28 protein-coding genes and 1 riboswitch are annotated in these 26,868 nt (G+C 40.7%); of the genes, 26 read left to right on the top strand and 2 right to left on the bottom strand.

Going from position 1 to position 26,868, the window contains the following annotated elements:
• Positions 1 to 335: 335 nt before the first annotated feature.
• From A7K50_RS01515 to A7K50_RS01445, 15 genes are all read left to right on the top strand, one after another.
• Positions 336 to 1,073: a Crp/Fnr family transcriptional regulator gene (locus A7K50_RS01515; protein WP_119774498.1), complete on the top strand. Its 738-nt coding sequence runs from the start codon at positions 336 to 338 to the stop codon at positions 1,071 to 1,073.
• Between the two features lie 139 nt (positions 1,074 to 1,212).
• Positions 1,213 to 1,518 (top strand): hypothetical protein, encoded by a 306-nt coding sequence (locus A7K50_RS01510; protein WP_020492685.1) that lies wholly within the window; start codon positions 1,213 to 1,215, stop codon positions 1,516 to 1,518.
• A gap of 15 nt (positions 1,519 to 1,533) precedes the next feature.
• Positions 1,534 to 2,919 (top strand): reductive dehalogenase, encoded by a 1,386-nt coding sequence (locus tag A7K50_RS01505; RefSeq protein WP_119774496.1) that lies wholly within the window; start codon positions 1,534 to 1,536, stop codon positions 2,917 to 2,919.
• Between the two features lie 307 nt (positions 2,920 to 3,226).
• Complete coding sequence (locus A7K50_RS01500; protein ID WP_119774495.1) at positions 3,227 to 4,882, top strand: reductive dehalogenase; 1,656 nt, start codon at positions 3,227 to 3,229, stop codon at positions 4,880 to 4,882.
• A gap of 17 nt (positions 4,883 to 4,899) precedes the next feature.
• Entirely contained in the window at positions 4,900 to 5,217 is a 318-nt protein-coding gene (locus tag A7K50_RS01495) for a tetrachloroethene dehalogenase (protein ID WP_119774494.1), read from the top strand.
• Between the two features lie 120 nt (positions 5,218 to 5,337).
• Positions 5,338 to 6,597 (top strand): 4Fe-4S binding protein, encoded by a 1,260-nt coding sequence (locus tag A7K50_RS01490; protein ID WP_119774493.1) that lies wholly within the window; start codon positions 5,338 to 5,340, stop codon positions 6,595 to 6,597.
• Positions 6,598 to 6,751: 154 nt separating this feature from the next.
• The gene (locus tag A7K50_RS01485; protein WP_119774492.1) at positions 6,752 to 7,657 is read left to right on the top strand and encodes a trigger factor; all 906 of its coding nucleotides are present in this window, start codon (positions 6,752 to 6,754) and stop codon (positions 7,655 to 7,657) included.
• A gap of 31 nt (positions 7,658 to 7,688) precedes the next feature.
• On the top strand, positions 7,689 to 8,387 hold the full coding sequence (locus tag A7K50_RS01480; protein ID WP_119774491.1) for a Crp/Fnr family transcriptional regulator: 699 nt from the start codon (positions 7,689 to 7,691) through the stop codon (positions 8,385 to 8,387).
• A gap of 337 nt (positions 8,388 to 8,724) precedes the next feature.
• Positions 8,725 to 9,033, top strand: a complete 309-nt coding sequence (locus A7K50_RS01475; protein WP_119774490.1) for a dehalogenase — start codon at positions 8,725 to 8,727, stop codon at positions 9,031 to 9,033.
• A 13-nt stretch (positions 9,034 to 9,046) separates the two neighbouring features.
• The gene (locus tag A7K50_RS01470) at positions 9,047 to 10,396 is read left to right on the top strand and encodes a reductive dehalogenase (protein WP_119774489.1); all 1,350 of its coding nucleotides are present in this window, start codon (positions 9,047 to 9,049) and stop codon (positions 10,394 to 10,396) included.
• A gap of 432 nt (positions 10,397 to 10,828) precedes the next feature.
• On the top strand, positions 10,829 to 11,530 hold the full coding sequence (locus tag A7K50_RS01465) for a Crp/Fnr family transcriptional regulator (protein ID WP_020491079.1): 702 nt from the start codon (positions 10,829 to 10,831) through the stop codon (positions 11,528 to 11,530).
• Positions 11,531 to 11,761: 231 nt separating this feature from the next.
• Entirely contained in the window at positions 11,762 to 12,145 is a 384-nt protein-coding gene (locus A7K50_RS01460) for a hypothetical protein (RefSeq protein ID WP_020491078.1), read from the top strand.
• Positions 12,146 to 13,540 carry a reductive dehalogenase gene (locus A7K50_RS01455; RefSeq protein ID WP_026156198.1) on the top strand — a complete coding sequence of 465 codons (1,395 nt, stop codon included), beginning with the start codon at positions 12,146 to 12,148 and terminating at the stop codon, positions 13,538 to 13,540. It abuts the gene before it with no gap.
• A gap of 115 nt (positions 13,541 to 13,655) precedes the next feature.
• Positions 13,656 to 14,834, top strand: coding sequence for a 4Fe-4S binding protein (locus A7K50_RS01450; protein ID WP_020491076.1), 1,179 nt, complete (start codon positions 13,656 to 13,658; stop codon positions 14,832 to 14,834).
• Positions 14,835 to 14,862: 28 nt separating this feature from the next.
• Positions 14,863 to 15,069: a hypothetical protein gene (locus A7K50_RS01445; RefSeq protein ID WP_083916694.1), complete on the top strand. Its 207-nt coding sequence runs from the start codon at positions 14,863 to 14,865 to the stop codon at positions 15,067 to 15,069.
• A 4-nt stretch (positions 15,070 to 15,073) separates the two neighbouring features.
• On the opposite strand, the gene A7K50_RS01440 is transcribed toward A7K50_RS01445, so the two are convergent.
• On the bottom strand, positions 15,074 to 15,757 hold the full coding sequence (locus tag A7K50_RS01440) for a Crp/Fnr family transcriptional regulator (protein ID WP_243103601.1): 684 nt from the start codon (positions 15,755 to 15,757) through the stop codon (positions 15,074 to 15,076).
• Positions 15,758 to 16,149: 392 nt separating this feature from the next.
• Here A7K50_RS01440 and A7K50_RS01435 point away from each other — a divergent pair, with 392 nt between their 5' ends.
• The 3 genes from A7K50_RS01435 to A7K50_RS14115 are packed head-to-tail and all read left to right on the top strand — an operon-like array spanning position 16,150 to position 18,121.
• Positions 16,150 to 16,788 carry a cobalamin-dependent protein gene (locus A7K50_RS01435; RefSeq protein WP_020491074.1) on the top strand — a complete coding sequence of 213 codons (639 nt, stop codon included), beginning with the start codon at positions 16,150 to 16,152 and terminating at the stop codon, positions 16,786 to 16,788.
• Between the two features lie 3 nt (positions 16,789 to 16,791).
• Positions 16,792 to 17,964: a uroporphyrinogen decarboxylase family protein gene (locus A7K50_RS01430; RefSeq protein ID WP_119774488.1), complete on the top strand. Its 1,173-nt coding sequence runs from the start codon at positions 16,792 to 16,794 to the stop codon at positions 17,962 to 17,964.
• Between the two features lie 13 nt (positions 17,965 to 17,977).
• On the top strand, positions 17,978 to 18,121 hold the full coding sequence (locus A7K50_RS14115) for a hypothetical protein (protein WP_020491072.1): 144 nt from the start codon (positions 17,978 to 17,980) through the stop codon (positions 18,119 to 18,121).
• A gap of 140 nt (positions 18,122 to 18,261) precedes the next feature.
• On the opposite strand, the gene A7K50_RS01425 is transcribed toward A7K50_RS14115, so the two are convergent.
• Entirely contained in the window at positions 18,262 to 18,567 is a 306-nt protein-coding gene (locus A7K50_RS01425; protein WP_119774487.1) for a pyridoxamine 5'-phosphate oxidase family protein, read from the bottom strand.
• Positions 18,568 to 18,692: 125 nt separating this feature from the next.
• Here A7K50_RS01425 and A7K50_RS01420 point away from each other — a divergent pair, with 125 nt between their 5' ends.
• The 8 genes from A7K50_RS01420 (at position 18,693) to A7K50_RS01385 (ending at position 26,738) form a co-directional block, all read left to right on the top strand.
• On the top strand, positions 18,693 to 19,049 hold the full coding sequence (locus tag A7K50_RS01420; RefSeq protein ID WP_119774486.1) for a helix-turn-helix domain-containing protein: 357 nt from the start codon (positions 18,693 to 18,695) through the stop codon (positions 19,047 to 19,049).
• A 345-nt stretch (positions 19,050 to 19,394) separates the two neighbouring features.
• On the top strand, positions 19,395 to 20,936 hold the full coding sequence (locus A7K50_RS01415; RefSeq protein WP_019225850.1) for a reductive dehalogenase domain-containing protein: 1,542 nt from the start codon (positions 19,395 to 19,397) through the stop codon (positions 20,934 to 20,936).
• A 12-nt stretch (positions 20,937 to 20,948) separates the two neighbouring features.
• On the top strand, positions 20,949 to 21,254 hold the full coding sequence (locus A7K50_RS01410) for a hypothetical protein (protein ID WP_015043197.1): 306 nt from the start codon (positions 20,949 to 20,951) through the stop codon (positions 21,252 to 21,254).
• 258 nt (positions 21,255 to 21,512) lie between these two features.
• On the top strand, positions 21,513 to 22,718 hold the full coding sequence (locus A7K50_RS01405) for a 4Fe-4S binding protein (protein WP_019225851.1): 1,206 nt from the start codon (positions 21,513 to 21,515) through the stop codon (positions 22,716 to 22,718).
• A gap of 320 nt (positions 22,719 to 23,038) precedes the next feature.
• Positions 23,039 to 23,704 carry a Crp/Fnr family transcriptional regulator gene (locus tag A7K50_RS01400; protein ID WP_119774485.1) on the top strand — a complete coding sequence of 222 codons (666 nt, stop codon included), beginning with the start codon at positions 23,039 to 23,041 and terminating at the stop codon, positions 23,702 to 23,704.
• A 277-nt stretch (positions 23,705 to 23,981) separates the two neighbouring features.
• Positions 23,982 to 24,182 carry a zinc ribbon domain-containing protein gene (locus A7K50_RS01395; protein WP_119774484.1) on the top strand — a complete coding sequence of 67 codons (201 nt, stop codon included), beginning with the start codon at positions 23,982 to 23,984 and terminating at the stop codon, positions 24,180 to 24,182.
• Between the two features lie 57 nt (positions 24,183 to 24,239).
• Positions 24,240 to 24,420: riboswitch (cobalamin riboswitch) on the top strand.
• A 109-nt stretch (positions 24,421 to 24,529) separates the two neighbouring features.
• Positions 24,530 to 26,026: an ABC transporter ATP-binding protein gene (locus A7K50_RS01390; protein ID WP_119774483.1), complete on the top strand. Its 1,497-nt coding sequence runs from the start codon at positions 24,530 to 24,532 to the stop codon at positions 26,024 to 26,026.
• The gene (locus A7K50_RS01385; RefSeq protein ID WP_119774482.1) at positions 26,013 to 26,738 is read left to right on the top strand and encodes an energy-coupling factor transporter transmembrane component T; all 726 of its coding nucleotides are present in this window, start codon (positions 26,013 to 26,015) and stop codon (positions 26,736 to 26,738) included. Before A7K50_RS01390 ends, A7K50_RS01385 begins: the two co-directional genes overlap by 14 nt.
• Positions 26,739 to 26,868: the final 130 nt, after the last annotated feature.

Genomic DNA, 26,868 nt, shown 5'->3' with positions numbered 1-26,868 from the left:
ATGCTTTTTAGGCTGCTACCTCAGAGAAGATATATAACTAACCGGGCCACCATGTCAAAACAATTTGAACGGTAGCATTACGGATGGCATAAAAAATTTAACGCGAATTAAACAATAAAAGAAGTTAATATTGTATAATATATGCGCTATTGTTAAATTCTTAAGATAGTAAAAGACTTAACAGCCGTATTCAGTCTACCATAAAACATTCAGTAAAATATTTAATGTATGTAAACATTTAAAACATTTTTTATATACAAAGTGAGGAAAGGGGAGATAGGCATTTAACCAGCATATTACCCGGCGGTTGAAAAAATGACGGGAGGAAGACGAGTATGGAAGAAGATCTTAAAAAATTGGACGTAGTAGTTCCGGATACATTCTTTCCAGTTGAGAAACTAGTTAAGTATACTCATTTAGGGTCTGTAAAAACCTATCCGAAAGGAAGTACGGTTGTTTTTCCGGGAGATAGAATGCTAACTCTAGGTTATGTCATTTATGGAAGGCTTAGAATCAATAGGTTCATTGAGGATGAACGGGAAAAGTTGATGTATTTTGCTGGGAAGTATTGTATATTGAGTCTTTTATTCACAGAGTTCAGTCGCATCTATGCTGTTGCCACTGAAGACAGCCAAGTTTGTTTTTTTACCGAGCAGCAAATCAGACAAATCTTTCGTATAGATGACGATATTGTAATTGATGTTCTTAAGAACTATCAATCGAAAATAAATTATTATTTAAGACAAGTAACAGAAATGAATTATTTTAATCCTACTGTCAGAGTTGTAAGGTTGCTTTACAAACTTTGCCTCGCCAGTGGCATCGAAGTGAATGATTGTATAGAAATCAATATTGACCTATCGATGAAAGATATATCGGAGATTACGGGGACGCATTATGTAACAGTATCTAAGGTATTGGGATGGTTAAGAAGGCAGAATATCCTGGAAAAAAAGAAGAGCAAAATAATTATCCGTGATTTACCAAAGCTTTATATGCTGACACATGAAACACATGTTTTAGAAGTAGCGCATGAGAAAAGAATAAGACAATTGAAAAATAGGAAACAATAAAAATTAGTTATTTCTAATTATTTTAACAACAGGCAATTAAAGTTTTAAACCGGTTTAAAGCTTTAATTGCTTGTTGCTTTTATAATGTATCTGTAATGAACAAAATCTACTTCATTAACTGGGAAGGAGGTGAAAAATTATGAGCACATTTTTGATTTTTATCGCCGGCGTGTTATTTTTAGGAGGAATTATTTTCATTAAACCCCGTGCCAAGCGTGAATTAATGTGGAAAACGGTTCTGAACTGGAGCTTATTTGTACTATGGTATGCCATTACTTGGACTGGTATTTCCTTTGTTTACATTAATGCCAGTGTTGGCCACGTCAAAGCAACAAGTACGGCAATATTTTTATTCCTAGGGATTTCTGTGGTACTTGCGGTTGTTTTGGCTCGTCTGTTAGGTTTTATTGGCGTAAAAAAAGCAAGCAATGCAGTACAAGCTTAGAAAGGAGGTAATAGCATGGTAGAAAAAATAGAGCAAAAACAAAAATTAGGAATGAACCGCCGCAATTTTCTGAAAGCTGGAATGGCCGCAACAGCAATGGGCGTCATAGGAGCGATCAAGGCTCCTGCTAAAGTGGCGAATGCTGCTACCAGTAATGTTAATTATTCTGCCGGAGCAAAAGGGCAATGGTCAAAACTCCATCCCGAGCATAACTATGGCGGAGCTAGCGTCCGTTTTGCGGAAAATAATGATCAATGGCTAGGGACATCCAAGCTTGTTGGGACTGTAAAAAATACCAACGAGGCTGATATGGGGTTTAATTTGGCCCGGAGGGGGCTAATTAGTGATAGAGCCCATAGAGGAGTTTTTAATTTCGTTCCTAAACATCCTCAAGGAGGAGCAATAAGTGCGACTCTCGGTTTGGTTGCCTCAGAAGCTGCAGTAGACGGCAAACCGGCGCCTGAAAAATTACCGATTCCCGACCCTGAGCAAATGTCCCAGCATATTAGAGACCTTGCCTATTTTCTGAGAGCTGATGAGGTTGGTATTGGACAAATGCCTTCTTATGCCTACTATTCCCATAAAGTTAATCCCACAAAGAATTTGACTTACCAACCGGTAGAGGAATGTGTTTACCCAGTAACACAACGCTATCCCTATGTAATCGTCGTAATGGTTGACCAACATCTGGAGACTATGTTGGGATCCACCGGCTATGACGGAGTCAGTGCATCTCAATCTATGCGCAGTTATCATGCTACGGCGAATATTGCGGTTATTATTGCAAAATACATCAGAAGTCTCGGCTATAATGCTAGAGCCAACCATGCAGGAAACTATATGGCCGTCATGCCACCTCTAATATTAGCAGCGGGATTGGGCGAATTAACCAGAACGGGAGATTGCGCAGCACATCCCCGGCTAGGATTCCGCCTTAAAGTAGCCGCTGTTACCACAGATCTGCCACTGCTTCCCAATAAACCAATCGATTTTGGTATGTTGGATTTCTGCAGAGTATGTGGAAAATGCGCGGCTGAATGTCCATCCAAAGCCATCACGCATGACAAAGACCCAATTGAATATAACGGTTACTTACGTTGGAACAGCGACATGAAAAAGTGCACGGAATTCCGTGTATCCAATGAAGAAGGTTCTTCCTGCGGACGTTGCATGAAAGTCTGTCCCTGGAACTCCAAGGAAGATTCTTGGTTCCATGAAGCTGGGATGTGGATTGGAAGCAGAGGGCAAGCCAATTCAAAGCTTCTCAAGTCAATTGACGATATGTTCGGCTATGGTACTGAACATATCGAGAAGTACAAGTGGTGGTTGGAGTGGCCGGAACTTTATAAGATACCTGCCAGTATCCCGGCTCCGGCCCCAACAGCTCCTCCTGCTCATTAAAATTATTTTTTCGTAATAGAACAATGCGCTCTAAGCGACGGGTTTTTAACCCGTCGCTTAATTTTATTCCATTACTGGAGGAGACCTTCTCCCATTGCTTCTTCACGTAATATTTTAACATGAAATGTTTTAGAGAAATTTAGTATGTGTAAAAAATAAAGCAAAAATCTTCTTTAAGGTTTGGCATTATTAATAAGAAAATATAAATGGAAATATTTTTAAAATTGTATCACTGGATATAGTCAATCATTTTAGCTGAAGTAAAATACAACTGAAATAATAATACCATTTAGGGAGGAGATACTACATGGGAAACAATTTTAACAGACGAAGTTTTTTAAAAGCTTCACTCATGGGTACTGTCGCTGCGGCTGTTGCAACGGCTGCGGTGGCAAAGGAAACATTTAATCCCTTAGTTGCAGAAGCGGCAAACATTGTAGCGCCTGTTAAGGAGACTTCGGAATTTCCTTACACAGTGGATCCAAAGTATCAACGTTTGCCAGGGAACAAGATTTACTACATGAAAATGTATGATCCGGAAGAAAACAAGACGCCGATACAATTTGTTCACGATGACGTTTCGGCAACAACCGGAAAGAAAGACACCGGAAAAGATCTGCCGAGAATTAACGCTGAGACCCTTGGTATTAAAGGCCGGCAGGCAACAGTCTCTGAAACAGGCGTTCTATTTTTTAGCCAATATGATGGTACTATTCTGCCGCTGCGGCACAAAGAAGTCGGCTGGCGCCAATTAGACGTAGCCTTGAGTGTTGCAGCTTGGTCGGTAGAGCTTTGGTACAACGGGCATACTGCACTCGGCAGCGGCCCGGCCGGAATAATCCAGCATTACCCCATTAATCCTGAAACCAATGAAATGGCAAAGGAGCCTGTGGTCTTCCAAGGGATGTTCAATTGGGACAATACCATGGCTGAAGACAAACGGAGTCAAGGGATGCAATGGAAATTCAACTCAGCGGAAGAAGCTACAAAGATTGTGAAGAAAGCAGCCCGTTTTCTAGGGGCGGATCTCGTCGGAATTGCGCCCTATGATGACCGCTGGACCTACGGTAACTGGTGCAGACAAAAAACCATGCCGTTCAAATTGCCAAACGGCAGAACGGTGTATATGCCGTATAACCTTGACAAATATCTTAAAAACCGCGAAGTGGAAGTATTCGGACAAAGTATTTTTGAAGCTGATTGGGTGAAATATGCCGGTTTCCAACCCAAAAATGTAATTGCATTGGCTTTTGAAATGGATTATGAGTCCTACCGAACGGCGCCATCATTCATTGAGGGCGCTGGGATCGGCAAAATTTATTCCAATATGGGAGAAGTTTCTTTTAAACTTGCAACGTTTTTAAGAGAGCTTGGGTACTATGCGGTTCCATCGGGGAATGACACCGGAATGAGTGTTCCCATCGCTGTGCAGGCTGGTCTGGGGGAAGCAGGAAGAAATGGAATGCTTGTCACGCAAAAATACGGGCCTCGGGTTCGTATCGCCAAAGTCTATACCGATTTAGACATTATTCCTGACAAGCCGAGAAGTTTCGGAGTCCGTGAGTTTTGCCGCCTGTGTATGAAGTGTGCGGATGCTTGTCCTTCTCAGGCCATCTCTCACGAGAAAGAAGCAAGGGTTCTGCAGCCCCAGGATTGTGGTACTTCTGAAGTTCCTTATACATCAAAATGGCACGTTGACGCACACCGCTGCAACTCTTTCTGGGCCTATAACGGTGGGAGCTGCGGAAACTGTATTGCGGTCTGTTCCTGGAATAAAATTGGGCAGTGGAACCATGATATAGCCAGAATTGCTACCCAAGTCCCGTTGGTTCAGGACGCGGCACGCAAATTTGACGAATGGTTTGGCTATAACGGCCCCGTAAACCCTGAAGAACGAATTGAGTCAGGCTATGTCACGAACATGGTCAATGATTTCTGGAGTGACACCGAGCCGACAAAGTAAGAGGAGGGATATCCCACATGAAGATTTACAGTGTTTTAATTTGGATGGGTATCGGCATGTTGATGCTGCTGATTCAATATGGTATATGGAAATACTTAAAGTTTAAAGGGGAAAATACAATTCCTATGCAGTTATGTGCTTTTGCTGCCAATTTCTTGTTCGTTTTTGCTTTGGCTTGGGGTTATTCCAGCTTTGTTGAGAGTGAATACCAGGCCGTTGCTATGGGCTTTCTTTTCTTTGGCGGCGCGGCTTTGATACCGGCTGCAATAACGTATCGGTTGGTTAACCGTCCGTCAAAGAAGAAGGCAGACAATTCCGAAACCATCTCGGCTTAATCAGGTAAAAGGTTAAAATGACTCGTTAAGACGTATATAGCCACTTGCCTTGCGGGGTTTTAAGTGGCTTTACGCCTTTATCATCGACGGTTTGTTGAAAATTAGAAAAGGATGAAAAAAGTGGAGAGGAAGAAGAAAGATCTTAAGTCCTATTATTTAATGGTTCTATTCTTTACGGCGGTTGCAGCAATCATTTATGGTGCTTGTTTTACCGGAAAAGCAGTTGATTACCCTGCACTTATCCAGCAGGACTTCCCGGGAGTTACCTCCATTGAAAAAATCTTAGGAACCCAGCGGGCTTATAAGATAGATGCCGCAGGGAAACAATATTATGCGGTTTGCGACTCGGCAGTGGGATATCAATCCAGGATTGAAATCATGACGATTCTTAACGATCGTGGATTGGTTGAGAAAGCGATTGTCACCCGGCAGGCAGAGACACCGGTTTTTTTTGAAAGGCTTTATAGCCAGAAATTTTTTGATCAATTTAACGGTCTTTCTCTTCGGGAGCCCATTTACCTGGGAGGCGCCTATGGTTATTCCGGTTTCCTGGATAAAAGACAAACAGGAAATTTTGTTGACCGGGTAACCGGCTCTACGGTATCGTCGCATGCTGTTGCCGAAGCTGTTAACAAAGGGACTTTGTATATCGCGTCGCAATTTTTTAATAAGCAATGGACGAACCCTTATGACGTTTACCAATTAAACAGTAAGACTTTAGCGATGATTGCGGTTTTTCTTATCGCGCTCGTCGCAACTTTTATCAAGAAAATGTCCCGTTTCCGAATTTGGTGGCTTTTAATCATTATTGGTGTTATGGGTTTCTTTGTCAAAGAGTTTGTGACGGCAAATAATCTGTTCGCAATCGTAACGCTGCAAATACCCCGCTTGACCAATTTGGGATGGTATGTGATTATGGCCGGATCGTTGGGCTTTGTTATCCTCTTTGGGAAGAATATTTACTGTACATGGGTTTGTCCTTTTGGAGCTGTACAGGAGTTTCTGAACAAAGCTGCAGGGTTTAAATCCTTGGGGATTTCGCCGCAGGTTACCAAGATTCTGAAGTTGGTAGCCCCGACCATCCTATGGCTTGCAGTCATGCTGGGGACCTGGGTTGGCGACTATGGAACCTTGGATTACCAGCCTTTTAGCGCCTTCTTTTTGTTTAAAGCTGTATGGGTCATGTGGCTAATGTTACCTGTTTTTATTTTCATCAGCCTGTTTATTAACCGGTTTTACTGTCAATTCTTTTGTCCCGTAGGCTTTATACTCAATTTATTGAATCGTTGGCGGAATAATGGGGTGAGAGTATGGAATCAAATATGGAACCAACTATGGAACAGAATATGGAACCAAAGATGGAAAACCAACAAAAGCTAAAAATAAAGGATTTGTTATTTATCGGCTTAATCATCATGCTTGGTGCTGCACATGTTATTGTAATGCTTCAATCGGTTGGGATTATCCGTGCAGATCGCTGAAAAATCGGCAAGATACGCAGTATCAAGTAGTAGTTAACATGGAGGTTTAAGAAATGAAGCAATTTGAACTAGGACAGTATAAAGGATTAAATCTTGAAAGTTTTGATGTATCAGTTAAAGAGGATGAAATGAAGGAAGCGATGGACGGTATTTTGAAATCTTTGGACGAAATACGCGTCGAGAAAAGGAATGAACCGATTGAAATAGGCGATTCTGTGATTGTAAATATTGTGGGAACAGAGATGGGTATGCCTTATCCGAAAGTGAAAGAAGACGGCTTACAATTCAAGGTGGGTGACGATAATGTTTTACCGGAGTTTTCAGCTAAGCTGCTCGGACAGAAGATGGGCGATACCGTCGTTTTTGATACGACAATACAACCAGTCTTAATTGAATTCCAAGCCTTATGGGGGCGTGAGATCACATTCTCCATCGAAATCATTAAAGTATTTATGATTCAAAAGCCGGAATTGACAGATGAAAGCATTCAAGAGATTGAGCCGAAGGTAAAAACGCTGCAGGGATTCAAGAAAATGCTGAAGAATAAAATCCTTCAGGAAAAAAGGGCTAGAGCACACGTTGCGAATATGAGTAAAGTCATGGGGGCAGTGGCCGAGAACTGCAAGTACGAATTTGATCAGGAGATATTAGATCAAGCAGCAGAGGATTTGTATCAGGATTATACCAGGGAACTGAAAAATGTTTTCAACATGGAACTCGTCGTTTACTTAATGCAAAGAAAGATGTCCTCAGATGAGCTGTTGGCTGAGTGTAAGGAGGAAGCCGCAAGAAGAATGCTTGGAGAAAAAATTTTAGACGCTGTAATCCAAGCAGAAGGAATCCGGCTTACAGACGGAGAAAGCGTAGATGAAGGAGAGAGACTGGAAAACTGTAAAGACATCCAGTCTCTGCGCAAAAAAGCAATGGATTTTTTGCTGCATGTGAATTTAGCACAATAGTTTTCTTAAATCATTATGTGAGGTAATCGGCATGTATACTGTTGATTCTTGTGTGTACTTACAATGGGTGGACCCGCCTGTTGGCGAGAACGTCATAGATCATGCGATGAGTAAAGGAATTAAAATGTTATATAAAAAAGGAACGACCATTCTGCATGAAGGGGAGATGGTGCATAATGCACACTTTGTATCCAAAGGCTGGGCTGCTTATTACTTGCACAATCTCCACGGAGAGTCAAGAATTGCCTGCTTGGTTGGTCCCAAAAGAGTATTCGGCTTAGGACCAACATTTGATAAGCTGCCGATTAATTTTAGTGTTAAAGCGATTGAGGATTGCGAGATCTATTTGGTTTCAAGGGCCGATCTGATCCAAGCAATGGTCGATGACTTAGAGTTAGGAATTGAAATGGTCGCCAACGTAACCAAGAGATTACGGTGTGTTTTTGAAGGTGCTAATATTTTTTCTTCTTTGTCATCTCCAAGAGAAAGGCTTATTTATTTTTTTGTATCCTTGCTTCAATCCCGGGAATGTAAAGAACACGGAGATTGGTTTGAACTGCCGGTGAATTTGTCCCACGAGCGGATAGGAGAAATTATCGGGGCCTCAAGGGTTACAATATCTCGAATCATCAGTAAGTATAAAATTACAGGTAAACTAAAAAGTTGTAAGAATAAACTTTATGTTCACAGGGAGCTGATACTCGAGGAATATGGAGAAATAGGAATTTAAGAAACGGATACCGTTAGGAAAAAATATAGAATTTTATACCACTGTCAAAAGCCAGGAGAAAATCCTGGCTTATTTTTTGAATATCAAAACCAGATTTCATTTTGTTATCGAATCCTTAAACTGAAAAGAATATTAGCAGGAGTTAACAAAAAACTTACCATGCGCTAATAATTTTTTTTTTTTTTTAGTGTTATGATCTCGTTGACGATAGATTTCTCACAAACCGTTCATCTGGTCAATTCAGATTTACAAACAGATGTATTTGTTTGTGGTCGGTTGATTCAACGTAGGTGTAAGGCTTCTGAGAAATGCAAATTGTATGGAGGAGGTGAAAAAAATGGGAACTTTCTTAGTTTTTTTAGCCGGAATTTTGTTTTTAGCTGGTATCCTCTTTATTAAACCCCGGGCGAAAAAGGATCAAAAATGGAAAACTGTCCTGAACTGGGGATTGTACGTTATTTGGTATCTGATTACCGCCACCGGAATCTCTTTTGTTTATATTAATTCCATCGTAGGACATGTTAAGGCCACAAGTACTGCAATCTTTTTGTTCTTAGGATTATCAGTTGTTCTCGCCGTCGTACTAGCCAGACTTTTAGGCTTTCTCGGTAAACAAAAACGTACAAATTCAAGCGTAGAAGTATAAAGAGGTGAAAAAAATGTCCAGGTTTTCTGATCATGAAGGAAGGCAACAACAGCCAAAATTACAGATGAACCGACGCAACTTTTTGAAAGCTGGTGCCGCTTCTGCTATTGGCATGGGGATTCTCGGAGCGGTAAACGCTTTACCAGCAAAGGCTGCGGATGCAGTGACAAATGCTTCAGTGCCTCAGAACGGCGCAAAGTCCAAACTTCATCCCGTTATGGATTATGGCGGTGCTTCCGTCAGATTTGTCGAACACAATGACCAGTGGCTAGGCACATCGAAGCTTGTCGGTACGGTCAAAAATACCCACGAAGCCGAGATGGGATTTGCTCTGGCTTGTCGCGGCAAACTTACGCCGGAATCTCAAAGAGGGTACTACCACTTCCAATTTGTTATGAAGCACCCCTTAAATGCTGCTATCGGCGGTTTTGCTATGAATCTTGCTCCTGAAGAAATGGTTGACGGAAAGCCCTCGCCGACCAAGTTGCCGATTCCCGACCCCGAACAAATGTCCCAACATATCAAAGATTGCGCATATTTTTTACGGGCTGATGAAGTCGGGATTGGTAAAATGCCTGCCTTTGCATACTATGAGTTCAAGTCGCCTCCTATTGCAGATTTGATGAAAGATGACTTGTCTAAATCAGAACCTGTTACAGAGAGCCTGCCATATGTCATCGTTATCATGGTTGATCAGAACCTGAAGACCTTGATGGCATCTACCGGCTATGACGGCATCAGCGGTTCCCAATCATTCCTTGGTTACCATGGATCCGCCGTTATTTCGGTAATTTTGGCAAACTATATCCGTAATCTTGGTTATAATGCCAGAGCGCATCATTTTTCCAATTATGCCTTGATCCTGGCTCCATGTATGGTATCCGCAGGACTGGGAGAGATGACAAGGACAGGTGACTGTATAGCTCACCCAACAATTGGATTCCGCAACAAAGCTGCCGCTGTGACCACGGACTTGCCGCTACTTCCGGATAGGCCAATTGATTTCGGCGCTCAGGATTTCTGTAGGGTGTGCAAAAAATGTGCCGATAATTGTCCTTCGGGAGCGATTACCCAAGACGAGGATTATATTGAAAAGAATGGTATTTTGCGTTGGCAGAGTGACATTAAGAAATGCGTTGAATTCCGTGTAACCAATAAAGAAGGATCCATGTGCGGACGCTGCATGAAAGTATGCCCATGGAATTCCAAAGAAGACTCCTGGTTCCATCAGGCCGGTACATTTATTGGTAGTCACGGTGAAACTGCTTCTAGTTTGCTCAAACAGATTGACGATATATTTGGCTATGGTACTGAACAGATTGAGAAGTACAAATGGTGGTTAGAGTGGCCTGAACGTTATTAACTCATTGAGTATGTAAGATTCAAAGAAGAATTTAATAGGAAAATGCATATGTCTCTGGTAGCCCTTCGGATATAATAGTGGAAGGAATAGTCCTAAGTTGTTATATCCGAATGTTATCAGAGACAAATTGCTATGTAAAAAAATGAACGATATATTCATAATTTATGTAACCAATACACAATATAAAAGATATAATCTTTGATATTAATTTCGTCTTCTAATAATTGACAAACTCTTTATAAAAAGATAATTCCTGGTAAACTAAGTTTAGACCCAATTCTTCATTTGTTTTAGCAGGTGAAGGCATAATATCTAATCTTTTTGTATTATCTAAAACTAATTTTATACACTTTTATCAACCTCCTGCTAAATCTAATCTTAGCATAAGAATCGATAAAGGATATTAGTATATGCAAAAGGAGGAATTAGATAATGGATGATATTAATAAGAAGCAAATTCCCCGACCTTATATGCTTGAGAATTTTGAGCAAACTGAAAGACTAGAGAAGTACCTGCATCTGGCACATAAACGTATATTTCCTAAAGGAGCAATTGTTCAAGCTCAGGGTAAAAATGCTAATTCTATTCTTTATGTCAAGTCTGGATGCCTGGGTGTAAGCATTGGTTCAGATGATGGCTGTACCAAATTTCTTTTTCATATTAATGAAAAAACGATCGGGGCAGCAATCAATTCAAATGAAGACAATAGCGAAGTTCAGGTTTATGCGATCAGAAAAAGTACGGTTTATTTTTTTGCGCTTGAAGATATTCTGGAAATATTTGATGAGGATAAACAGGTATTTCTAGGAGTTATTCAGAATATTCTTGATAAGTCTTATTGTCTTATGGCTAAAACAAGGGATTTAAGTTATTACCGGCCGTCAAGCAGAATATTACGGTTTATATATAATCTCTGTATCTCTGAAGGGAAGTTTGTTGACAATTATTACATTATAAACACCAAACTAACGCAAAAAACCATCGGAGACATTACTGGAACTCATTATGTTTCAGTGAGTAAACTGTTTAAGATGCTAGAAGAGCAGAGAATACTCAAAAAAACAAAAGATAGAATTTACATTTACAATCTTTCAAAATTAGCTTCTATGATTGATGAAGTTTTAAAGTACTGACTTTTGTTAATGGTAAAAAATATATACCAAGGCCGACTCAGAATTAAACTTTTGGGTCGGCCTCTTGTTATGTTATGTGTATCGTAACACAGAAAATTCAAACATTATGCTTTATATTATTAAGCGGATGACGTATGAAGTTTAAAAAAGTATTCACAAGGAGGGGATATGGCGTGAAAAATACATGAAAAGTTCCCATTAATGATTGTGTTTATTAGGTTCAGGTAAAAAATGGTAAAAAAGCAAAAATTACAAAGAGAAGGAAAAGTAGAAAAGAAGGGAGACGTGGTCGATAGTATGGGTGGAATTATCGCATATATTTTGGGTCTTGCTACTGTATTGCTTATTCAATTATACAAAAAGACTGTGGAGAAGAAGAATCGCAAGTTTGGCATCTGGAACTGGGTATTATCAATATTTGTTACACTCTATGTAGATTTTTTAGTATATTGGCTCTACATGGGAGTATGGGAGGGGCAACCCAAAGCCGGAATAGTCGGATTATTCCTGATGGGTATTATTGGGGTCGTTATTGTTGCTGTTGCTCAATTATTGGTCAGCAAATCTTTTGTAAAAAATACGATTGCCAAATTAATGAAAGGAGAAAAAGCATAAATGTCTAAGAAACTTAGCAGAAGGTCCTTTCTAAAAAGCACTGCACTGACTGGAGCTCTGACCAGTATATTGACACTTACGCCCGGAACAAGAGAGAAATTACTCGGAGACGGTGCCGCGAGTGCGCTGGAATACCCCAGAGTGGATAAACCGCCTTATGAGGTTGAAGGTGAAGTTGGGCGGTTTGATAATAGAAATAACGCCCATTCCCGCGGGTATTGGGACGAAAGCCAGTCGTTCTATATGTTTGGCCCGCAAGGGATGACAGCGCTTCATGATACTGTAAAAAACATCGCTTCCGGTACACCAAAACCGGGATTTGATCATCGTGATCTGTCATTATTTATGAGTTCCGCGCTGATGTTTAAAGTTGGTAGCTTTGCTGCTTCGCATCTATGGGAGCCGGAGCTTCCTCCGGGATTAACACAACCATACAAGTGTAGTCCGGAAGAAGCAGCCCAGACCGTGAAAATGGCCGCTAAGCATTATGGCGCAAGCGTTGTCGGGACATGTAAGCTTAATAGAGATTGGCTTTATAGTCACCGGTATCACGCCGAGAATTGGAAGACGGATGCTAAACGTCTTTTTGAAAAAGTATTCGGTCTTCAAAATGGTCTGTTGGGACCGGTGATGACACCCGAAGAAAGAAAGAAATTACAACTGCCGAATGTAGATGATGAATTGCCTCAAGAGATGAATAACGTTATCGTCTGTGGTATTGAAATGGACTACGAGGCTTACCAGCGTACCCTTTCCTGTGTTGAAGTAGCTGAAACGTATCGGGCGTACAGCTTTGATAAATTCTTGATTATGCACTTGGCTCTCTTTATTAATTATATGGGTTACCGTGCTTGGCCATTTGGCAGTTATGGACCAGGATTGGGAATTCCGATGGCTGTTGATGCAGGGCTAGGGGAAATGGGACGGAATGGTCTGCTTATCAACCCAGACTTTGGACCTCGCCTGCGTATTTGCGGTGTGATCACCGACATGCCTATCCAGCCGGATAAACCTATAGATATGGGAGTGACCAAATTCTGCGAGACCTGTGCGGTTTGCGCTGATAACTGTCCTTCCGGGTCTATTCCCAAGGATAATCATCGTACTGCCGAAGCCGTATATTCCACTACAAATTCTGGTGTCAAAAAATGGCCGATCGATGCTTGTAAATGCAAAGCGTATTGGGATGATCACAATATAAGTGCTTGTGGTAACTGTGTTCATTATTGTCCATATAATAAACCCAAAACTGAAATGCATAAGTTAGCAGCGCATTTGGCACCGACGCTAGGGTCCACGCTTGTTAAGATGGAAAAAATGTTAGGTTATTCAGAACCCAAAGATGTGGCAAGCTGGTGGGCGCAGGATCCTAATAAATTCTTTCCAAGGAAGTAAGTAGAACGATAAAAGATATGCCGGCCCTCAAGCGGGAGCCGGCATATCATTATTAGGTTTTTATGTACTTCATTTGTCAACCCAGTTATTAGTCATACTTCTGGAGGAAGCAATAATGTTGAAACGCATAATGATAGTTGTTGCGGTTGCCATGTTGATCGGGGTTTTGGCATATTCCAATATGGCAGCAGAGAAGGACGAGCTCCTTTACATGAAACAAATTTTGCCGCAAACAAGCTTCGAAGAAATAAATAACAACCCTCCAACATTTAAAGCTGATCAAAGCAACGGTAAGGATCATTATTATGTCGTTTTTGGAGAGGCCAATGGTTATGGCGGGCCATTGAAGATAGCTACAGTAATCGATCCGCTGGGGGAGATCCAACAAGTTGTGGTGGTGGAGAGTAGAGAGACCTCCAGTTTTTTGAACAAAGTCTTAAAGGCAAAATTCCTGGATCAGTTCAAGAACATAAAAGCAAATGATCCGATTGAACTGGGTGCTGACATTGATTCCGTCACCGGGGCTACAGTAAGTTCCAGGGCTATCGCCAATGCTGTACAACAGGGAAGTCATGAAGTGGCCGTCAATCAACTTGGTCTAAGTATATCGGAAAAGCCGGAATCCTGGAAGTTTGGGTTAGCGGAAGCAAGCGCAATCATTCTGTTTTTAGCCGTATTGGTCCTAAGCTTAGTGTTGAAGAAGTCCAAGATACGGTATATTACCTTACTTGCTGCAGTTGTTATCTTTGGGTTCTGGCTTAAGATCCAGATCTCCTTATCTTCTATCTCGGCATTATTGATGGGGTATTGGCCCCCTATACACAGTAATATGATTTGGTATGTAATCGTACTAGGTGGTTTAGGGATCGCTCTCTTTTCAGGACGCAACCTATACTGTTACTGGCTGTGTCCTTTCGGGGGGGTACAAGAATTAACAAGTATGGTAAGAGGTCGCAGCAAGTGCCGAAGAGTATCTAATCAGGCCCTGAAATTATTGCCTAAGATACTGTTGTGGTCAGGTTTACTTTTAACTTTTCTGTACCGGAACCCGGCGATTGGCAGTTATGAACCATTTGGTACGTTGTTTGGGCTTACAGGGACTGTTCTTAATTGGCTATTATTGCTTGTGATTATAACAGTGTCTATCTTTATCTATCGGTTCTGGTGCGATTGCTTCTGTCCAGTAGGTGCTTTTTTGGATATTTGCGCCAAAATCAGGCGTAGACTCGGAAAACTGGTACACTCACCTGAGAAGGTTACCCGGCACCAAATGCCGATGAATAAAAACGAGTAGGTGTAATTAAATCAACGAGAGGGAGAAAATGAATAATAAATACAATATTGGTAATATCCTAAACCATGCTTTATGTGTCGTTACCCTTGTATTAATCGGTCTGATCTTTTGGCAGAACATAGATTCTAATTCTGTTGCAGACTTAAATGCTCAGAAAATTAATATGGAATCCCAAACTCTTCAGGAGCCTGAAATTCCAGAAAATATTGATATGCATAACTTTTCAGTAGAATAAAAAGTTATAATTGCGATTCAACCCATGATTTGAAGTCTTTAGGGAAATAGATATTCCGATCGATGACTTTGATCATGCCTTTGTTTTTTAAATCAGAAAATTGTTTCGTAACAAATTCACGCGTAGCACCAATAGATTCGGCGATTTCCTGATGAGTAAGGACGTAAGGGGCTTTATACCAATGATCATATTCTAAATGATTAAGCGAATAAAGATTACGTAAGAAGAGTAAAAACCGCTGTCTTGGATTAAAAAACCAAAGAGATTCGAAATTTTCTACAAGCGCAATGGCGTAATTACTCAAGTAGTTCATAAAAGCAAATGCCAGAACCGGGTTGTCATTAATTTTTTCAAAAGCTTGGTCTTTAGTGATATAACAAATTGTGCTGTCTTCCCAAGCTCTTATCTCAAGGGGAGACGATTCTACTCCCAAAAGTACGGGAACGAAACCGTAAATTCCTCCAGCTTGAATGATGCTCACTGTTCTTTGTCTTCCGTCTTTACTTAACATCATAGCCTTTAATGTTCCTTTTTCGACACACTGGATATATTTTATTTTTTCACCAGTGTTTATGACTTTTTCTCCTTTGCTTACAGTAAAACGTTGACCATTCTTCTTCATAAAATCAAATAATTCTTCAGATGAAGGTTCCCACGGAAAATGCGAATAATCAAACACTGTAATCACCTCGATAATATAAATTCCCCTGAATTTATCATATCATGTCTGTTTCTGGAAATATGTGAATCGATACACAGTTTGCATTTTTTAAAAGTAATATAATCTACAGAAAAGCAAAGGGATTGTCGGAAGACCAAAATAATTTATATTACGTTAAAGTACAGTTCTCTAAGTAATATAACCTAGCGCTTGTGAATTATTATAAATTAAATTTGATCCAAAAAATGATAACTGAAAATTTAGAAGAATATAAAAAAATCTAAGCGCGAACTAAAGCATACATTGTTAGCATGTGATATATTTACTTGTATACACAATAAAATGGAATGAAAATCATTCCAGGCTAAAAGCTGCAGACACAACCGGTAAAATGAAAAATTCAAGGAGGATGATTTGAAGTGGTGGATCTGAAAGTTCTGACCCAAGCAATGTCCGATTTGGACGAAGACGTGCTAAACAAGGCGATCGATGAAGTGCTAAGCAAAGACAACAATGCCGCAGAAGTTCAAGAAGTTGTTAAAGCCTGTCAGCAAGGTATGACGCTCGTAGGTGAACGTTATGATTCGGGCGAGTACTTTATCGGAGACCTGGTCTTCGCCGGGGAAATGTTGCAAAGCGTAATGGACAAGCTCAAACCGGCTTTAAGTGCAGGTTCCTCAGCAAAAGGCGGAAAAATTGTCCTGGCCACAGTTTTTGGAGACCTTCATGATATCGGCAAAAATATATTCAGATCCATGGTTGAAGCCGCAAATTTTGAGGTGATCGACTTAGGGATCAATGTTCCGGTTAACCAGATTGTGGACAAGGTAAAAGAAGTAAACCCAGATATTGTCGGATTAAGCGGTGTACTGACTTTGGCGCTGGACAGTATGAAAGAAACAGTTGATGCGCTTACTGAAGCAGGCTTTAGAAATTCAGTCAAGGTGATTATCGGCGGAGTACCCGTTAATGAGAATGTATGTAAAAGCATAGGGGCGGATGCCTTTTCAACAAACGCGGCTGAAGGCGTAAAAATATGCCAAAGATGGGTGGGTTGATTAATGAGTGAAGTTATGAACCTCTATCAAGAACGTTTGGATCGTGTTTTTAAAACCTTAAGGTTGGAACAAGCAGACCGTGTTCCGGTACTGGGTACTTATGGTACTTGGAGTTCTTACTTTGCAGGGTATACCGATGCAGAAACCAATTGGGATACGGATAAATGCGGTAAAGCCCTAATGAAAGTGGCAGATGAGCTTTCAGTGGATATGATCCATATGATTTATAACAGGCCGGGTGGCGTGTATCAGGCGTTGGGGAGCAAGGCATTCCACTATTTAAGTGACAGCAATATCGTCCAATATTCTGACGAGTCTGCCAAAATGATGAATGATGATGAATATCCAGAATTTATTAAAGATCCATTCAGGTTTTTAGTAGAAAAGATCTTGCCGCGAAAATATGCCGAACTGGCTAAGGATTCCCCGATGAGGGATTTAGCATTTGCCAAAGGTGCCATGAAGTTTGGAATGTATGGCGGCCAAAAGGGAGCTATAGAGGGTTCGCTTGCCGCACAATACGGAATGCCTTTGCTATTTGACGGCATTATTTTACACCCATTGGATTGGATTGCAGATTTCTTCCGGGGAATTAAAAACGCATTCATGGATATTCGCCGTCGTCCGGCGGAATTCGCTGAGGCTGTCCAGGCATTTACACCGTTGGTCATCAGGCTTGGCATGGGCCAGGTGCACATGGGTCCGCCGAAACCAAATCCAAAGGTCCTTCTTTTCCCGCTGCATTTACCTCCGATGCTTAAAACAGCGGACTTTGACAAGTTTTACTGGCCGTCATTTAAAATGATCATGGAGTTTTTTGCTGCCCATAATGTCTATGTCATACCGTTCTACGAAGGCGATTGGTCGCGTTATTACAATCATCTTCAAGAATTGCCGGCCAAGAAAACAGGGGGCTGGTTCGAACATGGTGATCCCAAGGAACTTAAACAAAAACTGACAGACACCTTGTGTGTCATCGGGCTTTTCCCTGCTACCTTGCTGCAATATGGCACGAAGGAAGAATGTATCGCCAAAGCAAAAGAATTAATCGACGGTATGGAAGGCGGCGGTTACATTTTTGGTACCGATAAAGAACTTCTTGCACCAGCTGATGGCAAGGCAGAAAATATCATCGCTGTAAATAAATTTGTCATGGAATATGGCATTTATAAATAGGAGGTGCTTCACGATGGAAGAACAATTGTTGATCTCTTGGAGTGATATAGTTAAACAGCATCCGGAGCTCGCAGATAAAGATCCTGCGATGGGTATGAATTGGGATATTGGGCAGGAAATGATCTTTGCATATGTAACTTTTCTTTCACTCTTTTAAAAAGACAATAAGAAAAACATTGGTACAAAAAGATATATCAAAAATTGCAGATTATTTACACAGCCTAAAGCCAGGAAGAAATCCTGGCTTTTTCTGTCCCTACAGGGAGGGTTGATATGCGCCTCTTAAAGTATGAAGGTCTATATCAGAGCATCAATTTTTGACGGGGTGAAAATGAGCTGTTTATCCTTGACCTCAGCTGTCCCAGCGAGACGATAGCCTTTAGGTCCGCTGTTCATTGTGGCTGCAACAACCCATGTATTTTTGTTAGCTGCTAAATTCTGCTGTGTTACTTCCATTTTGTAAATGCCGAAAACTACTGTGTCGTCTACAACTTCGCCTTTGCCTGCAATGATTGGGTGAGGAATGCCATCTGTACCTAGCGTAACAAGGGAGAGGAAGGCCGAACCCTCAATGACTGCTTTGATCTCTTCATTAATAACCATCTCGTCATCTCCTTAATATTTTTTGATCGTCTTTACTTTAGTTTTACTACCTAGTACAATATTACCATCTGTATTTTATTTTTCAAGTACGCAGAAAATGATGAGTAGGTAAGGAAGAACTGACTATGAAAAGCGATCAAAACAGCAGCGCATGCAGAAATAACTGCCCATGTATGGAGGACTGTCCATTAGGAAGCGCACTAAGGTTAATAGGCGGAAAATGGAAAGTGCCTATTTTATGCGCGCTTAATCAAGACGGTATAACAAGGTATAATGAACTGAAACGCAAGATTAGAGGCATAACAAATACGATGTTGGCAAGTTCATTGAAGGAATTGGAAGAAGACGGTCTTATCTACCGCAAACAATATATGGAGATGCCGGTGAGGGTTGAATATGCATTGACGGACCTTTGTAGTGACTTGATGCCGATTCTAAAACAACTTGCACATTGGGGGATTCAGGTTCAGGAGTCCGAATAATACTAAACAAAAACTAAGAAACTCTGTGCGTAAACTCCGAAACTATGTAAAATAAGGCAAATATTTTTGGGGAGCATTAGTCTGAAATAGTCTATTGCTCCTTTGTTTACATTTGACTTTTCTGAATATTCAGAAAAGTATTTGTTTAACATACACAAAAAGTTGACTGCTATAAACTGAATACGAGCGCTCATGTTTAAGATATGATCTGTATTTTAAGTAAAGGAGGAGAGGTATAGACTCACGAGTCTAAAAAACCATGACTTCATTGCGCAAATGTATAGCATCTAAGGGACTTTTAACATGATCTTTTTTATTTTCACAAATTGGAATGGAGTGAACAGGATGGAAAATAACCAGTTAGAAAATGGCTCGGTAGTAGACAAGATTAAATCCGTTCAAATCAGCAGACGTTCTTTATTTAAATTTGCCGGGCTTGCTGGAGGTGTAGCGGCACTCGGGGGAATTGCTGCCAGCAGCTTTGGTGATGCAAAGTCCATTGATACGATGATGGGATGGGAATCAGAACAAGGGGAAGTATATTTTAATCGTGAGCCATTTAGAGTAGATAAGCCTGGCTATGAGATTAAAGGACCAGTCAATCGTGTGGATCAAGACGTTGATTCACCAACCTTTCGTCGTCTGTACTATCAGGAAGATGCTTTACTAAGCCAAAAAGGCGAAGAAAATTTAATGCCCAGATTGAAGGAATATTACGCAAAGCATCCTGATAAACTGGAAAGCGATAGAGCATGGTTCACCAAACTTCTTCCGAACCTCGCTGAAGAAGAGAAAAAAATGAATAAGGATATGTGGGGGATTGCAACCGCATGGAACAAGGCTTGGACCAGCATGCTTGCTCCCTTAGTAGGGGACCCAAAAGAGTGGGACTTTAAGGGTGTAATCAAAGAACCATTAAAAGTTAAGGATCCAAAAGAAACAAGCAAACTCATTAAAAAAATGGCAGGCCTCTTTGGTGGGACTTTAGTGGGTATTACGAAAGTCAATCCGAGGTGGATCTTAGGCTGGGGTGGTGGCGTGGACCCCAGGATGCTTCCAATTTTAGCTGCGGTAGGAATCGATCCAATAACGCCAAGAGGGGTAAGAGGTGGTCCCATAGACATCCCGGATTGGTGGCAATATGCAATTGTCATTGCTGTACCCCATGAACCTAATTTAATAGAAGCAACACCGCTTTTTTACAGTCCATTTGAGGCATATACGCGGTCAGGTCTTGCTGCTGCAAGACTTACAGGTTTTATCAAAGCTTTGGGCTATCCTGCCAGATATAACGGAAACCCAATTATAGGGTGGGATGAACTTTTACCCACACCGTTAGCAATTGATGCCGGATTAGGTGAGATGGGAAGGCCCGGCATATTGGTTACACCTGAATTTGGACCCTCGGTAAAATTGGCTGTTGTACTGACAAATCTTCCTATGGAGCCAGATCGGCCAATCAACATGGGCTTAAAAGATTTCTGCGACAAGTGTGGTATTTGTGCGGAAAAATGTCCTGGTGGCTCTATTCCAGCCGGACAACCCGAACTGCAGGACGATGGCGTGGTACGTTGGATGTCAGACAGAGAAAAATGTCAGAACTATTATGCTTCTGTTCCCGTCAGGCATATGTGCGGTGTTTGTTATTCTGTGTGTCCGTGGCGCAGATATGATAATGCATTGCATAAGTATAGCCGTGAATTGGCTGTAAGAGATCGAACCGGAATAGCACATCAAATCATGCTATGGGGGCAAAAGAGCTTTTATCCGAGTCCGTCAAAGGACGATTATAATGCTCCGACGTGGGCGACTTATAAAGACGTGCCTTGGTGGATGAGAACGGATATGTTCTTTGACGGAATACCGGAAGGCATCTTTAAGAAATAGGAGGGATAGCGGATGAGCCTTTATTCGTTCATTGCAGGAATGGGAACAGCAGTAGCTGTGTATTGGTTGTATTCATGGTCGAAGCAGCGTGGTCAAAGCTTAAATTGGTGGAAATGGTTAGTCGTTTGTGCGTGGGTTTTATTACTCTTTTTAACGGATATATTTATTTTCACTAGTCTCGGTGAAAATGAGTCACGTGCTGCTTTAATGGGAGGAGTCTTTTTGACTGCAATCACTGTAATTTCAGGAGTCGGGATCTGGCGTTGGTTTTTTACTGTACCGAAAGCAAAAATAACTGATAATGCATCTAAAATGTAATTATTTTTGTTCTCAGTTTTAAGGTAAGGCTGAATGGTTTGCTGCCCAGAGAGAAAACAAAAACATAATCGCTGGGCAGTCGAACCGTTGCCGTAAAAGCGTGGTTGGCAGTTCGAGAAGATTTGAGGGACACTCTTGTAGCCGGATCTAACAAGACTTGGAACTACATGCACTATGTTTCAATTTGAGGCGAGAAGTGCTGAGAAAGGCGCGTAGTGCGGATATAATAAACGATGGTATACCGGGAGATGTGTAATTTTGTCTAAAATTCATTTAAAAAAACTGTTCTTATTTATGTTTTTTGGATCTTTAATGATCGCATTATTGTTTAGTTTTAAGGGCAGACAGATGGATGTCCAGCAATTCTTACCCTCTATGCTGAGCGATGCTCAGGAGTTTAAAGCGATTGAAACTCACCCTCTGACCTATGCAGGCTATAAGAATATCAACGGTCAGTATACGCTGCAGGGATACGTAGTTTTTGGTCAAGGAAACGGCTATGGCGGTCCTGTATCTGTCTTAACGGCTACAGATTCCAATGGTAACATTTTAAAAGTCCAGGTTGTAGGGTATGCTACGGAAACACCATCCTATATTCATTCAGTTTTGAGTGGGGATTTTCCGAAACAATTTATAGGTAAAGCTGTAGATGAACCGCTGGAAATTGGTCGGGATATTGACAGGGTGACGGGCGCTACGCTTTCATCGAGAGGGATTACCAATGCAGTCCACCAGGCTAGTCACGGGTTGGGTAGAAACCAATTTGGCTTGAATATTTCAGAGCCTTCGGAGAATATTAATTTGGGGATCAAAGAAATAGGTTTGGCTTTATTAATATTTGCAACGATCATAGGAGTGCGTTTGAAAATCAAGAAGCTGCGATGGATAGTTATTATATGCAGTATATTTTTTACAGGTTTCTGGTTTAACTGTTCAATTTCGCTTGCAAACATTGCCAGTGGATTAATGGGATTCTTCCCAGCTTTTAAACAAAATCTTTTTTGGTATATTTTGATCGTCGGGATTCCATTAATTATCTTCTTAAGCGGGAAGAATCTATACTGTTATTGGTTATGTCCTTTTGGAGGAATTCAGGAAATACTGGCAAAAATCGGAGGCGGAAAACTAAAATGTAATCATAATGTAGCGACATCGCTGCAAAAAATTAAATACGTGTTAGTCTGGATCGTGCTGATTTTATGCTTCTGCTTGAAATCACCCAGTGTAGGGGGCAGTTATGAACCCTTTGGAGTCCTTTTTGGATTTCAGGGGGTGAGTGTGCAATGGATACTGCTCAGCATTATCCTGGTTGTATCGTTGTTTATTAGAAGATTTTGGTGTTTATACTTTTGCCCAGTCGGGGTGATAAATGAAATCATAATGAAAGCAAGACGGTTCGTAAATTCCCTTTTCCAAAAGAAACAGGAACAAGGTATTCTAACGAATAAAGGAAGGTCACTATGAGGCACCTTGGCTCTAAGGAAATATTTTTCTGTACTTTGACAGCGACAATCTTATTTTTAGTTATACTCTTACTATTTAGCAACATAAAACAACTTTTATAACCATTCACCAGCGTTAATTAAATTGACGCTCGCCGTTAGATGTCCATTATCTGCATACTATATCCACGAAGAAAAATAATATATAATCAAGGTAAGGGTAGTTCTGTCTGCCCATATCTCTAATTATCAGGAGATTTAGGCAGGACAAGGAAACAACATAATTACATTTTCACATATTAATTAGTCTAAGTATAAGGCTAAGTACAAGGGAGTGTAATCATGAGTGATAATGATCTACCATGGCTGAAACACACAAAATTATTCCGGTCGCCAATAGATGGTTGGAAGAAAGTTTTTGCGGATAGAGAAAGATTGTTATATCCCAAAGGAAGCATTATTATTAAACAAGGCATTACGATTGAGAAGCTATTATATATTTTTACAGGGACGGTTGAATATTCGAAAGTTGACGAAGAAGGCAATGAGGTTCTCATTGATGTCTTGGGTGCAAATAATTTATTTATGATTGCGCCATTGTTTACCGGTATTCCCCCTCTCGGTTCATTTACGGCTGTTGAAGACACAGTAGCCGCTGCAATTTCAATTCAGGAAATGAAAAGTTTGATGAAGTCTGATTTTACGCTTACTGAAGAGCTGCTCTACGACCTTTCAATGAAAAGTAATAACCATATAAGCCGGCTGCAGAAACATTACACTTACAAGGTAGACCATAGAATTATCGAAACTTTATGTGCACTTGCAGATCAACAAGGGATGCAACTGTTTATCAATCAACAAGATTTGGCTGAACTTGCAGATACAACAAGAGTAACGGTGTCAAAATTATTTCGCGACTTAAAATCTGAGAACATTATACGGCCAATATATGGAGGGATCATTATACAGGATTATAGCCGTCTAAAAAACTGGCAGAAACATATTTAAAGATCTACAATTAAGACCAGCTAGTACCTTGTCAACCTTAAAACTGTAATATAATGGGGAGCAGATTTCTTTTAAGACAAGGCGGAGGATTGAGGCATACCGAGCGTATGGTGATTGACGACAACGCAGTATTAACAGAAATCTGCCGCCAGGATATATAGATTTAGGGTTGACATGGTACTAGTATTTTCTCCTGATGTCATACGGATATAATGTTGGGGATTCAATGAATTTATTATTGATTTGATAAAGAAAAGATTTTTTAGGAGGTTATTAAATGCCAACTTATGACTTTATCTGCGAAAAGTGTGGTCACAAGTTTTCTGTTTTTTGTAGTGTTAGTTCAAGAGACAAACAAATATGTCCGCAGTGCGCTGATGATAAAATAACTCAGCGGTTTACAACGGTTAATGCCTATGGAGTTAAAGGTGGTAAAACCTGTTCATCTGGGAAATGTAGTCCTGGCTGCAAATGTTAAAATCTCACCATCTTTTCTCTTGACTTTTCTTCAATTTCATTTAGAATAAGACGTAATAATCATACATTCTTTTTTGGTGTCTCTTATCGAGAAGAATAGGGAATCAGGTGCAATTCCTGGACGGACCCGCCGCTGTAAATAGCTGTGATGACTGTACGATGCCACTGAGAAATCGGGAAGGCACAGAAATCGGTTAAAGCTATGAGTCAGAAGACCTGCCAATGAAGATATCAACATGAAGCAATGGTAAAGTTTCAGTTTGAGAGTTAGTATCTCTCAAAACTGGAACTTTTTTTGTATGCATGTCGTTTACATAGTTTAGATTTTTATATGGAGGCTTTCATCCGATGGAACCTGCGGTACAGCTTAAAATAGAATCTCTTGCTTTTCCGCCTGAAACAAAAAAAGTATTAAAAGATATTGACTTAACCATTAATCAAGGAGATTTCATTGCTATTACAGGGGAAGCTGCATCGGGCAAATCGATGTTGCTTCATAGCATCACCGGAGCAGCGCCTCAATTTTTCAATGGGCAGTTAAACGGTACCATTAAGGTGATGGGGCAAAACATCCATGAAATCCCCTTAGCAAAAATGTGCGATTACATCGGTTATATGATGCAGGAGCCGCAAAATCAGATTGTCAGTATCACGGCGGCGGAAGAGGTTGCTTTCGGCATTGCCAATATGGAACTTCCTTGGGAGGAAATTAAGAATAGAGTCAAAAAAACTTTACAATTCGTTGGACTGGAGGGTTTTGAACAAAGAAATACGGATGGGCTGTCCGGCGGTCAAGCTCAAAGAGTGGTATTGGCAAGTGTTCTAGCGATGGAAACTCCTATTCTTGTTTTAGATCAGCCCACCGCAGAATTAGACGGAAAGGGAAAACAAGACCTCTATTCTCATATCGCTTATTTAAACAGAGAAAAGGGAGTTACCGTGATTATGGTAATGGACCGGGCCTGCGATATTCTCCCCTATACCAATCGTATTCTTATCATGGCTGAAGGAGCCATTAAAGAAGAATGCAGCCCTGATGACTATCTAGAACGGTTAAATAAAAAAACTAGCCCAGCAAAAAATATTACAGCAACAGATAAAAAAATAATTGAAGTGAAGGATCTAACCTTTACCTATAAAGGGGATTTTAAGGGATGTGAGAAAATTGATTTGTCGATTAATCACGGCGATTTTATTGGGTTGATTGGACTCAATGGTTCAGGCAAAACGACGCTCTTAAAGTTAATGGAAGGTCTGCTTGTCCCGGATGCTGGTGCAATTCAGATATTTGGCAAACCCCTAACCAAAAGAAATTTTGCAACCATACGCAGTCAAATAGGTTTTCTGTTTCAAAACCCTGATCTTCAAATTTTTTCGAATACAGTAAAAGACGAGGTAGCATTTATTTTAAGAACAAGGAAACTGCCGAGAGGGGAAATTGAAGAGAAAGTGAATGGAATTTTGACTGAAGTCGGGCTGTTGGCATACGCCGATATCCATCCGCATAGGCTCAGCCGTTGCCAGCGTCAGAAACTGGCAATTGCCTCTGTTTTAGTAGGAGATCCTGAGATTATCATGGCTGATGAACCGACCTCAGGCTTAGATGAAGAACAAAGTGTCGTGATCATGGAGCTGCTCTCAGCATTTCAGCAGCAAGGTAAAACAGTTATTCTCGTTACCCATGATCTGGGTTTGGCCAAACAATATGCCAATCGTATTGTGGCAATGCACAAGCACCGTCTGGCATTGGATATTCCGGCCCAAGAGATTGGTTCTTATGAAAAGACCCTTAAAGACATCGGGTTAGATTTCCAGAAGGAAGGCGTTGATTATGGATTTCATTGAAAAAATTGATCCACGTACGAAGTTGGTATGGTGTTTAACACTGATCCTTACGGCTTTGTTTTCGCAGAATCTGATTCTGGAAATTGGGATGATTGCATTGGTAATGATTACGGACTGTATTTTTTCTAACCATTTAAAAAAATATAAAATACTGCTGCCAATAATGCTTTTAGTAGCCTCGCAGATTGTTGTCATACAGCTATTGTTCTGCCGGGATGGAGATATTCTCTGGAAATGGGGTATTCTGTCTGTTTATACAGGCGCTATTCCGGCTGCTGCTTTGGGTATTTCCCGCACGGCAGCCGTGACTTTGGCTGCTGTTCAGTTTACGACCTGGACTTCTGCCATAGATGCGGCTTTAATGCTTATAGTGTGGGGTGTTCCTTATCGTTATGCTATGTTGGTCGTTATGACAAAACGTTTTTTTCCTCTGATGCAAAAGGAGTATCTGGCAATTTCAGAGAGTCAATCGGTTCGGGGTTATCCCTCGGAAGGGATTAAAAATAGAATCAAAAATCTTCCGTTAACGTTTATGCCGTTGCTCTATCGCACAGTCCGGCATACTTCAGATATCGCTCTTGCAATGGAGTTAAAAGGCTATGGCCGAAGCAAGCAGCGGACGTTTGGCAAACATTTGCATTTAAAAAGCTGGGAAATGATCAGCATGACGGCTCTTGTCCTATTTTTCATTACTGTTAACTTAGTACCTTGATAACTTCAAAATGCATGTAAACAATTTAACGAGAGGGAAATATACAAAATATTTTTAGGAGGACATTATGAATAAAAATTTTTTCAGAACCGACACAAAAGCGCTCGTGGGATAAAGTCCGTATAATGGT

The sequence above is a fragment of the Dehalobacter sp. MCB1 genome, assembly GCF_003590275.1.
Classification (GTDB): Bacteria; Bacillota; Desulfitobacteriia; order Desulfitobacteriales; family Syntrophobotulaceae; genus Dehalobacter.
Note: the sequence above shows the minus strand (reverse complement) of the source record. Positions and strands in the feature narration are given on the sequence as shown.